Source organism: Streptomyces geranii (genome assembly GCF_002954775.1).
GTDB classification, from domain to species: Bacteria; Actinomycetota; Actinomycetes; order Streptomycetales; family Streptomycetaceae; genus Streptomyces; species Streptomyces geranii.
In genome coordinates, this window is sequence record NZ_PJME01000025.1 from 131,092 (window position 1) to 140,224 (window position 9,133).

The 9,133-nt window shown below is 71.3% G+C and carries 10 protein-coding genes; 1 reads left to right on the top strand and 9 read right to left on the bottom strand.

Features of this window, described 5'->3' with window-relative positions; all coding sequences use genetic code 11:
• Positions 1-9: 9 nt before the first annotated feature.
• The 5 genes from pstC to tsaB all read right to left on the bottom strand — a co-directional run bounded on the left by pstC (position 10) and on the right by tsaB (position 3,904).
• Positions 10-1,026 carry a phosphate ABC transporter permease subunit PstC gene (gene pstC / locus CW359_RS27550; RefSeq protein WP_232838617.1) on the bottom strand — a complete coding sequence of 339 codons (1,017 nt, stop codon included), beginning with the start codon at positions 1,024-1,026 and terminating at the stop codon, positions 10-12.
• Positions 1,027-1,241: 215 nt separating this feature from the next.
• A complete protein-coding gene (locus CW359_RS27555; protein ID WP_105972861.1) occupies positions 1,242-1,499 on the bottom strand; it encodes a hypothetical protein in 258 nt (85 codons plus the stop codon).
• Positions 1,500-1,513: 14 nt separating this feature from the next.
• On the bottom strand, positions 1,514-2,638 hold the full coding sequence (gene tsaD / locus CW359_RS27560) for a tRNA (adenosine(37)-N6)-threonylcarbamoyltransferase complex transferase subunit TsaD (protein ID WP_105972842.1): 1,125 nt from the start codon (positions 2,636-2,638) through the stop codon (positions 1,514-1,516).
• A complete protein-coding gene (gene rimI / locus CW359_RS27565; RefSeq protein WP_232838618.1) occupies positions 2,631-3,251 on the bottom strand; it encodes a ribosomal protein S18-alanine N-acetyltransferase in 621 nt (206 codons plus the stop codon). Before rimI ends, tsaD begins: the two co-directional genes overlap by 8 nt.
• Positions 3,248-3,904, bottom strand: a complete 657-nt coding sequence (tsaB, locus tag CW359_RS27570) for a tRNA (adenosine(37)-N6)-threonylcarbamoyltransferase complex dimerization subunit type 1 TsaB (protein ID WP_105972843.1) — start codon at positions 3,902-3,904, stop codon at positions 3,248-3,250. The genes rimI and tsaB overlap by 4 nt, the downstream gene beginning before the upstream one ends.
• 110 nt (positions 3,905-4,014) lie before the next feature.
• Between tsaB and CW359_RS27575 the strand changes: the two genes are divergently transcribed.
• Positions 4,015-4,581, top strand: a complete 567-nt coding sequence (locus tag CW359_RS27575; RefSeq protein ID WP_105972844.1) for a hypothetical protein — start codon at positions 4,015-4,017, stop codon at positions 4,579-4,581.
• 369 nt (positions 4,582-4,950) lie between these two features.
• Here CW359_RS27575 and tsaE read toward each other — a convergent pair whose 3' ends face one another.
• From tsaE to CW359_RS27595, 4 genes are all read right to left on the bottom strand, one after another.
• Positions 4,951-5,448: a tRNA (adenosine(37)-N6)-threonylcarbamoyltransferase complex ATPase subunit type 1 TsaE gene (gene tsaE / locus CW359_RS27580; protein ID WP_105972845.1), complete on the bottom strand. Its 498-nt coding sequence runs from the start codon at positions 5,446-5,448 to the stop codon at positions 4,951-4,953.
• A 7-nt stretch (positions 5,449-5,455) separates the two neighbouring features.
• Positions 5,456-6,739 (bottom strand): alpha/beta fold hydrolase, encoded by a 1,284-nt coding sequence (locus CW359_RS27585; protein ID WP_198655409.1) that lies wholly within the window; start codon positions 6,737-6,739, stop codon positions 5,456-5,458.
• A gap of 112 nt (positions 6,740-6,851) precedes the next feature.
• Positions 6,852-8,027, bottom strand: coding sequence for an alanine racemase (alr, locus tag CW359_RS27590; RefSeq protein ID WP_105972847.1), 1,176 nt, complete (start codon positions 8,025-8,027; stop codon positions 6,852-6,854).
• 45 nt (positions 8,028-8,072) lie between these two features.
• The gene (locus tag CW359_RS27595; protein ID WP_105972848.1) at positions 8,073-8,753 is read right to left on the bottom strand and encodes a L,D-transpeptidase family protein; all 681 of its coding nucleotides are present in this window, start codon (positions 8,751-8,753) and stop codon (positions 8,073-8,075) included.
• Positions 8,754-9,133: the final 380 nt, after the last annotated feature.

Consider the following 9,133-nt stretch of genomic DNA (forward strand, 5'->3'; position numbering starts at 1 on the left):
ACAGTCATCTCAGGCCTCGCTCTGGGCGCCGGAGCGCGACCGTGCCGCGACGGAGGAGGCGGTGAAGTTGACCGCCAGGGTGAGCAGGAACAGCGCCAGGCCCGCCGCCATCAGCGCCGACATGCCGAACTCGGAGGAGTCGCCGTAGTGCAGGGCGATGAGGGAGGAGACCGAGTTCGAGCCGGTCTGCAGGATGTGCGGCTGGATGGTGAACACCGGCGAGATGATCAGGTAGACGGCGATGGTCTCGCCGAGTGCCCGGCCGAGGCCCAGCATCGTGCCGCCGATGATCCCGCCCTTGCCGTACGGCAGGACGACCGACCGGATCATGCCCCAGCGGGTCGCGCCGAGCGCGTACGCGCCCTCCCGCTCGCCCGCCGGGGCCTGCGAGAAGACCTCGCGCATCACCGAGCACTGGATCGGCGCGACCATGAGCGCGACGACGATCCCGGCGACGAAGGTGGACGCCGTGTACACGCTGTCGGAGGCGAGCGGGTCGCCTGGCTGGATCCCGTCCACGGTGAACAGCGGTATCCAACCCAGCCAGTCGGAGAGCCAGCGCGACAGCCCGATCACATGCTGCTGGAGGAAGAAGAGCCCCCACAGGCCATAGACCACCGACGGTACGGCGGCCATCAGGTCGACCATGCTGATGAGCGTGCGGCGCAGTCGGCGCGGTGCCACGTCGGAGATGAACAGCGCCGTCCCGACCGCGAGCGGTACGGAGATGGTGACGGCGACGAGGGCGATCAGCAGCGTGCCGGTGAGCACGGCCGCGATGCCGAAGTTGTGAACGTCCGGCTGCCAGGCGGCAGTTGTGAGGAACGCCGGGCCCCGGGCGTGCAGCGCCTGCCCCGCCCTCAGCAGCAGGAACAGCCCGACGGCCGCCATGATCGCGAGGACCACGACCCCGGTTGCCGTCAACTGGACCCGGAAGACCCGGTCACCGAACCCCCTGGCGGCGGACAACCGCCGAGGCACGGCTCTGTCGGACTCCGGCGCGCCGGAACCCTCCTGCGTGGACACCACGTACGCCCCTCGCCCATCAAGAAACGGAAACGACTCTCCCCACGCCGTGCCGAAGGGCACCGCGCCGGAGGAGAGTCAATGGCCGAATCCTGTCGCCCACACGCGTCAGATATGGACATCGCGTGAATGAGCCATGGCAACCTGGTGGGACTGCTGTGGAGGCGGTCGCGGGGCGACCCGTCAGAACTGCGTATCCGCGAGGGACCGGGACGTCACTCCACCACCACCTCGAACCGCCACCGATGCACCGCACGCGCCACCAACCCCGCGTCCGGCTCGGGCAGTTCAGGCAGCTCCGCGTCGAACTCCGCATCCCACCACGTGATGACGAGCACGCGGTCCTGCGGAGCCCGCAGCACCTCCCTGCGTACGGGAGCCACCGCCAACTCCTGCTCCTGCTCCCGGACCTGCGCCCGCACCCAGGCGAGGAGTTCGTCCCCCCGCCCCTCGACGGCCCGGGCCTCCCACATCAACGCGACGACGGTCACGTGTACAGGTTCCCCTTGCTGACCTCGTGCACATGATCGTGCGAGTGCGAGTGACCGTGGCTGTGACCGTGTCCGGGTACATGCGGGTCCGTCACCGGCAGCGAGGAGTCCGCCGACAACTCCCAGTCCGACGGGGCCCGGTTGCGGGCAACCATCTCCGCGCCCAACGCCGCCACCATCGCCCCGTTGTCCGTGCACAACTTGGGCCGGGGTACCCGGAGTCGGATACCGGCCGCCTCGCACCGCTCCTGGGCCAGCGCCCGCAGCCGCGTGTTGGCGGCGACACCCCCGCCGATCATCAAATGATCAACACCCTCGTCCTTGCAGGCCCGTACCGCCTTCCGGGTCAGCACGTCCACCACCGCCTCCTGGAAGGAGGCCGCCACATCACGCACCGGCACCTCCTCCCCCGCCGCCCGCTTCGCCTCGATCCAGCGGGCCACGGACGTCTTCAGGCCCGAGAAGGAGAAGTCGTACGCCGGGTCGCGCGGCCCGGTCAGCCCGCGCGGGAAGGCGATCGCGCGAGGGTCGCCCTCCTTCGCGTACCGGTCGATGACCGGACCGCCGGGGAAGCCCAGGTTCAGTACCCGGGCGATCTTGTCGAAGGCCTCGCCTGCCGCGTCGTCGATGGTCGCGCCCATCGGCCGTACGTCGGAGGTGATGTCCGAGGAGAGGAGGAGGGACGAGTGCCCGCCGCTGACCAGCAGGGCCATCGTCGGCTCGGGCAGCGGGCCGTGCTCCAGCTGGTCCACGCAGATGTGCGAGGCGAGGTGGTTCACGCCGTACAGCGGCTTGCCCAGTGCGTAGGCGTACGCCTTCGCCGCCGAGACCCCGACCAGCAGGGCGCCCGCGAGCCCGGGACCGGCGGTGACGGCGATGCCGTCGAGGTCCCTCGCGCTGACCCCCGCCTCCTTCAGCGCCCGCTCGATGGTCGGCACCATCGCCTCCAGGTGCGCACGCGAGGCCACCTCGGGCACGACACCGCCGAACCGGGCGTGCTCGTCGACGCTGGACGCGATGGCGTCCGCGAGGAGCGTGGTCCCGGCGACGATCCCGACGCCGGTCTCGTCGCAGGAGGTCTCGATGCCGAGGACGAGCGGGACGTCCTTGGAGTCAGCCATTGCTCTCGGTTCCTTGTACAGAAGGGGCTGAAGATGCTGAGGGGGCTGAAGGGGAGGTAGTGGAGGAGGTGGCGGGCGGGGCCGCAGGGGACGACGAAGGTACCGATGCCGCCGGGTCGCGCAGCCGCATCACCAGCGCGTCGACGTTCCCCGGCTGGTAGTAGCCGCGCCGGAACCCGATGGGCTCGAAGCCGAACCTCTCGTACAGCTTCTGCGCGCGCACGTTGTCCACCCGGCACTCCAGCATGACCTCGGCGCACTCGAACGCGGTCGCCGCCCGCAGCAGTTCGGTCAGCAGCAGGGCGCCGAGGCCGGTGCCCCAGTGCTCGCGGGCGACGGCGATCGTCTGTACGTCGGCCCCCGTGGCGGAGCCGCTGTCGGACTCCGTACCGGCGGTGGCGAGCCCCGCGTACCCGATGATCCGCCGGCTCCCGTCAGCCGCCTCCTCCTCGGCGACGTAGTACCGCCGGGTCGCCTCGGGGCCCCGCGCGTGGGCCAGGTCCGACCAGAACATGCCCCGGGACCAGGCGTCCTCGGGGAAGAGGTCCTTCTCCAGCTCCAGTACGGGCTCGATGTCCCACCAGCGCATCTCGCGCAGCACGGCAGTCGTCACTTGGGGGTGACCACCTTGTAGTTCTTGGGGACCTGGGCGTCGGGGCGGCGCAGGTAGAGGGGTCTGGGCACGGGGAGTTCGACGCCCGCCGCCAGCCGTTCGGCGGCCAGGGCGGCGAGGGCCGCGGCCGACACGTGCTCGGGGCCGCGCGCTTCGGGGAAGGTCTCCGGGTAGAGCAGGGCGCCCGCGCCGACGGCCGGCAGGCCCGCGACCTGGTCGGCGATGTCCGCCGGCCGGTCGACGGACGGCTCCGTCACCCTCGTACGGGAATCGCTGTAGCGGGCCCAGTAGACCTCTTTGCGGCGGGCGTCGGTCGCGACCACGAAGGGACCCTCGTCGACCTCGGCGGCGTACGCGAGGCCGTCCAGGGTGCAGACGCCGTGCACGGGGACGCCGAGCGCGAGTCCGAAGGTGTCGGCGGTCATCAGGCCGACGCGCAGCCCGGTGTAGGGGCCGGGGCCGATGCCGACGACGACGCCGGTGACGGCGTCGAGGCCCGTGCCCGCCTCGGCGAGGACGCGGTCGACGGCGGGCAGCAGCAGTTCCCCGTGCCGGCGCGCGTCGACCTGGCTCGACGCGGCGACGACGGCCGTCCCGTCGTGCAGGGCGACCGTGACGGCCGGGGTGGCGGTATCCAGAGCGAGCAAGAGCACGCGAACAGCCTACGGCGCCCGCGCCCCGCGTACGGCCGCCCCGGTCGGCGGTACGCCTGCTGCTACCGTCGCCACAAAACGGGACGTACGAGACGAAGAGGTGGGCGCCGGTGACCAGGAGCAGCTCGGGATTCGTGGCCGGGCTCACGGCGGCGGCCCTCGTCACGGTCGGCGTCCTCGCCTACCAGGCCTCCGCGACGGCGCCCCTGCGCCCGGGCACCGACCGCCTGTCCTCCTCGACCCCGGTGACGACGTCGAAGGTCCCCCGGGACACCCGGCACCCCGACGCCCTGCCGCGCGGCTCCGGCAAGGGCAAGCGGGTCGTGTACTCCCTGGACGACGACCGGGTGTGGATCGTCGCCGCGAACGGCAAGGTGCTCCGTACCTTCGCCGTCGTACCGGGCACGGTCGACCCGGCGCCGGGCAGCTATCTGGTGACGTCCCGCTCGAACTCGATCACGGGCACGGACGGCACCCCCATCGAACACGTGGTCCGCTTCACGGGCGTCGACGGCGTGGCCATCGGCTTCAGCGCGGCGGTGAGGCCCCCACGCCCGCAGCAGGGCCTGGCCCCCGACCCGGAACAGCGCACGGGCGGCATCCGGGAGACCCGCCCGGACGGCGACGTGATGTGGGAGTTCGCGACGATCGGAGAACGGATCGTGGTGATCCACTGAAGGGGGGCGCAGCCCCTCCTTCAGGGGCGCGAGGAACTGCGCGACCAGCCACGACGGCGCCGCGGCGAACCATGCGCCTAAGCAGCCTTGGGCCGTTCCTGAACCGGCGGCACATCAGGAACACGCGGAGGCGTCGAAACCGCCCGCGCAGCGACACCCGCAGCCAACAACTCACGCATGGAAACCGCGCGGCGCTTGGGCGCAGACGTGCTCTCGTTGGCCGGCATGGACGCCTCCTGAGGTCCGGGGGCGGACGTAGTTAGGTAAACCTAACCACGAACTGGATACCATGTGACCACGCGCAAGACGCCCGACGCAACATCTTGCCGACTGATTGTCGGAACATTCACGCAAACGTTCCTACGACGCTCAGCTCAGACCCGGGAGCACGCCGAGGTCAACGGCGGCCCACCGCTCCCCCACCCCCGTGAGGGTGACGTGCCGTACCTCGTCGGTCGTGTCCCCGACGGCCCGGTGGATGAGGAGATGCAGCCGGTCGTCCGTCAGCTCCTCCACCTTCCCCTCGCCCCACTCGACCACCACCACGGACTCGGGCAGCGAGACGTCGAGGTCGAGGTCCTCCATGTCGTCGAGACCGCCGCCCAGCCGGTACGCGTCCACGTGGACGAGCGGCGGACCGGCTACGAGGGAGGGGTGGACGCGGGCGATCACGAAGGTCGGCGAGGTGACCGCACCCCGTACCCCGAGCCCCTCGCCGAGCCCGCGCGTCAGCGTCGTCTTGCCCGCGCCCAGCTCACCGGTGAGCATCACGAGGTCACCGGCGCGCAGCAGCCCGGTGAGCCGGCGCCCCAACTCCCGCATGGCCTCGGGCGAGTCGACGACGATCCGGACGGTGCCCGGTGCCATGGCTGGTTCAGCCGGGTTGGGCGCTGCCCCTGGTGCCGCCCCTTGTGCTGCCGCTGGTGCTTCCATAACCGGAAACGGTAGCCCCTGCCGGCACGGCGCCCGCGCGGGTGAGCAGGTCGGCGAGCCGGTCGGTGACGGCCTCCGGGTGCTCCAGCATCACCAGGTGCCCGGCGTCCGGCACGAGGACCAGCTCGGCGTCCGGCAGCAGGTCGGCCATGGCCTCGCTGTGCTCGCTGGGCGTGACGAGATCGCCGACCCCGGAGAGCACCAGCACGGGCAGGTCCTTGAAGTGGGCGAGCGCCTCGGTCTTGTCGTGCTCGGTGAAGGCCGGGTAGAACTCGGCGACGACGTCGATGGGCGTGCTCTCCAGCATCCGCTCGGCGAACCGGGCGACGGCGGGATCGACGTCCCGCGACGAGAACGAGTACCGCTTGATGATCCCGGTGAAGAGATCGGCGGTGGCCCGCCGCCCCCGCTCCACCCACTCGGCCTGCTGCCCCAGTGCCTTCAGTACGCCGGGCAGCACCCGTCGTACAGCGTTGACGCCCGCGACGGGCAGCCCGAAGTTGACCTCGCCGAGCCGCCCGGCCGACGTACCGACGAAGGCGACGCCGACGACCCGTTCCCGCACCACGTCCGGGTACTGGTCGGCGAAGGCCATGACGGTCATCCCGCCCATGGAGTGCCCGACGAGCACGATCGGCCCCTCGGGCACGGCGGCGTCGAGGACGGCCTTCAGGTCCCGTCCGAGCTGGTCGATGGAGACGGGCACCCCGTCCTCGTGCTGGGCGACCCCGCGCCCGGAGCGCCCATGGCTGCGCTGATCCCAGTACACGCTGCGCACCACACCGCGCAGGGCGGCCCGCTGGAAGTGCCAGGAGTCCTGGTTGAGGCAGTAGCCATGGCTGAACACGACGGTGACGGGGGCCGGGGCCTTGCGCCCGAACAGGCGGCGCCGGCGCGGGGTGATCGCGGGCGCGGTCTCCGGGTCGACGTCGTCGACCTCGTAGTACAGCTCGGTGCCGTCGTCGGCGTACGCCCGGCCCGGGGTGCCGCGCAGCGCGCCGTACGGACCGGCCGAGTCGAGCGCGAGCCGCGCCTTCTGCCGCATCCCGCGCCCCACGGTCATCCGCTCGACGGCGACACCCGCGGCGGCCCCGGCGGCGACCACTCCTATGGCGACGCCGACGATGCCGGTCGCCCGGCGCCAGTTCCCGGCCGACGCCCCCGTGGCGGAGGCCACGGCCGCCGTGGCGACGCTCGCGACGACCTCCGCACTGCTCTCGCTCACGTACCGCTCCTCGCTGGAGTTCTGAAATCCTGAAATCTGAAATCTGGGGTCACTGCTGAAAAGTCGCCGGCTCGGTGAAGCTTCGGACTTACGGACTTACGGACTCACGGACCTACGTACTTACGTTCACGTAGAGGCGTGGCACCCGGGTTCCGATGCGGGTGACGATTTCGTACGCGATCGTCCCGGCCGCCTGCGCCCAGTCCTCGGCGGTGGGCTCACCTCGGTCGCCGGGCCCGAAGAGCAGCACTTCCGCGCCCACAGGCGGCTCGTCACCGCCCAGGTCGACGACGAACTGGTCCATGGCGACCCGCCCGGCCACGGTCCGCCACTTGCCGCCGATCAGTACGGGACCGGTGCCGGAGGCGTGCCGCGGGATGCCGTCCGCGTAACCGACGGGGACGAGCCCGAGGGTGGTGGCGCCCGGGGTGACGTAGTGATGGCCGTAACTGACGCCGTGCGCGCCCGGTACGTGCTTGACCAGCGCGAGCGAGGCGGCGAGCGTCATCACGGGCCGGAGCCCGAGATCGGCGGAGGTCCCGATCTCAGGACTGGGCGAGATGCCGTAGACGGCCACCCCGGTCCGTACGAGATCGAAGTGCGTGTCCGGACGGCTGAGCACGGCGGGCGAGTTGGCGAGATGCCGCACCTCGGGCCGTACGCCATGCCGTTCCGCGTACGCGACCATGTCGTGGAAGCGGGTTAGCTGGGCGTCGATGGAGGGGTGGTCGGGTTCGTCGGCGCAGGCGAGGTGGGACCAGAGCCCGGTGACGCGGATGAGCCCGTCGCGCTCGGCGCGCAGGGCGGCGGCGACGAGCGCGCACCAGTCGTCCCCCGGCTGACAGCCACCGCGCCCGAGCCCGGTGTCGGCCTTGAGCTGGACGCGCGCGGGCCGACGAGCGACAGCGGCAGCCTCGACAACCTCCCGCAGGGCCCACATCCCGCCCACCGACACGTCGATGTCGGCCTCGACGGCGGCCTGCCAGGGCCCGCCGGGCGTCCAGAGCCAGCACATGATCCGGACGTGGTCCGGGATCCCGGAGTCGGGCCGCCGCAGGGCGAGCGCCTCTTCCGGGGTGGCGGTGCCGAGCCACTCCGCACCCGCCTCGACGGCGGCCCGGGCACACGGGAGGGCCCCGTGGCCGTACGCGTCGGACTTGACGACGGCCATCAGGGCCGCGCCGCGCGCGCGGGCACGCAGGGTCCGTACGTTGGCCCGCAGGGCGGCCAGATCGATCTCGGCGCGGGCACGCAGGGCCGCGGCCGGCGGGGCTGCTGTCTCACTCATGGCGCCCCCAGTGTCTCAGAGGTACTCAGGAGCACGGCGGCGCGCCTACCCGGCGGCCCGGCGGCCCCACACATACACCCGGTCGCCGGTCTTGAGCACACCCCACAGCTTCCGTGCGTCGGCGAGCCGCATGTTGACGCAGCCCATGGAGCCGACGGTGGTGTAGATGCTGCCGTAGACGGCATGGAAGGCCTGCCCGCCGCTGAAGAACTGGGAGTAGGGCATAGGGGTGTCGTAGAGGGTCGAGTGATGGTTCTTGTGCTTCCAGTACACCTTGTGCCACCCGCCCCGGGTCGCGTACCCGACCCGCCCACTGCGAACGGGCACGGGCGCGTAGACGACCTTCTTCCCCTTCTGCACCCAGGTGAGCTGCCGCCCGAGGTCCACACAGGCGACGCGATAGGTCCGTACGGGACACTTGCCGGCGGCGTTGGGATTCTTCCGCGCGGACAGCAACTGCATCCGGGACCAGGTGACGGGCCCCGCGAACCCACTGTCAGGCTTGATCTTGTACGTCCGCTGAAACGCCCGAATGGCGACACAGTCGGACGCGGACTGCTTCCCGTCCACCTTCAACCTGAGCCAGAACTCGACCTGCCGCTGATAGGGCCCGGTGAGCTTGGAGCAGGTCACTTTCCGGGCGGCGTCGTGGAGGGGTACGGACTCGATGAGGTCGTACGTCACCGGCGGGGCGAGGAGGATCAGGGCGAGGAGGGTGCTGATCATGTGATCAGGAGAACGTGGGGGGTTGCGGTGCGGGGGGTTGCCGCGCGGCGGGGTCACTCTATGGCGGGGAGATTTCCCACCCACCCACCCGTTTACTGCCAGCTCTCCAGCTCGGGTCGTGCTTCCCGCCCACCCGCCCGTTTACTGCCGATTTTCCAGCGGGGGTTGAGGGGGGGGCGGGGTAGGGGACGGGGGTTGAGGGGAGCTCAAGGGCCGGGCGGCGCCCTCCAGCCCAGGTCCGCGCCCTCCAGCCCGTCCGGCGCTTGAGGACGAGCGCGTCCAGCGCGAGCTTTCCCACCCACCCACCTGTCACCACCCGCCCACCCAGCCCGTCCGGCGTTTGAGGACTAGCGCGTCCAGCGCGAGCTTTCCCACCCACC

Excerpts from the sequence above, each read along its gene's own strand:
- CW359_RS27555 (WP_105972861.1), bottom strand. The coding sequence starts at position 1,499 with ATGTGGGAGGCCCGGGCCGTCGAGGGGCGGGGGGACGAACTCCTCGCC.
- tsaD (WP_105972842.1), bottom strand. The coding sequence starts at position 2,638 with ATGGCTGACTCCAAGGACGTCCCGCTCGTCCTCGGCATCGAGACCTCC.
- tsaE (WP_105972845.1), bottom strand. The coding sequence starts at position 5,448 with ATGGCACCGGGCACCGTCCGGATCGTCGTCGACTCGCCCGAGGCCATG.
- alr (WP_105972847.1), bottom strand. The coding sequence starts at position 8,027 with ATGAGTGAGACAGCAGCCCCGCCGGCCGCGGCCCTGCGTGCCCGCGCC.
- CW359_RS27595 (WP_105972848.1), bottom strand. The coding sequence starts at position 8,753 with ATGATCAGCACCCTCCTCGCCCTGATCCTCCTCGCCCCGCCGGTGACG.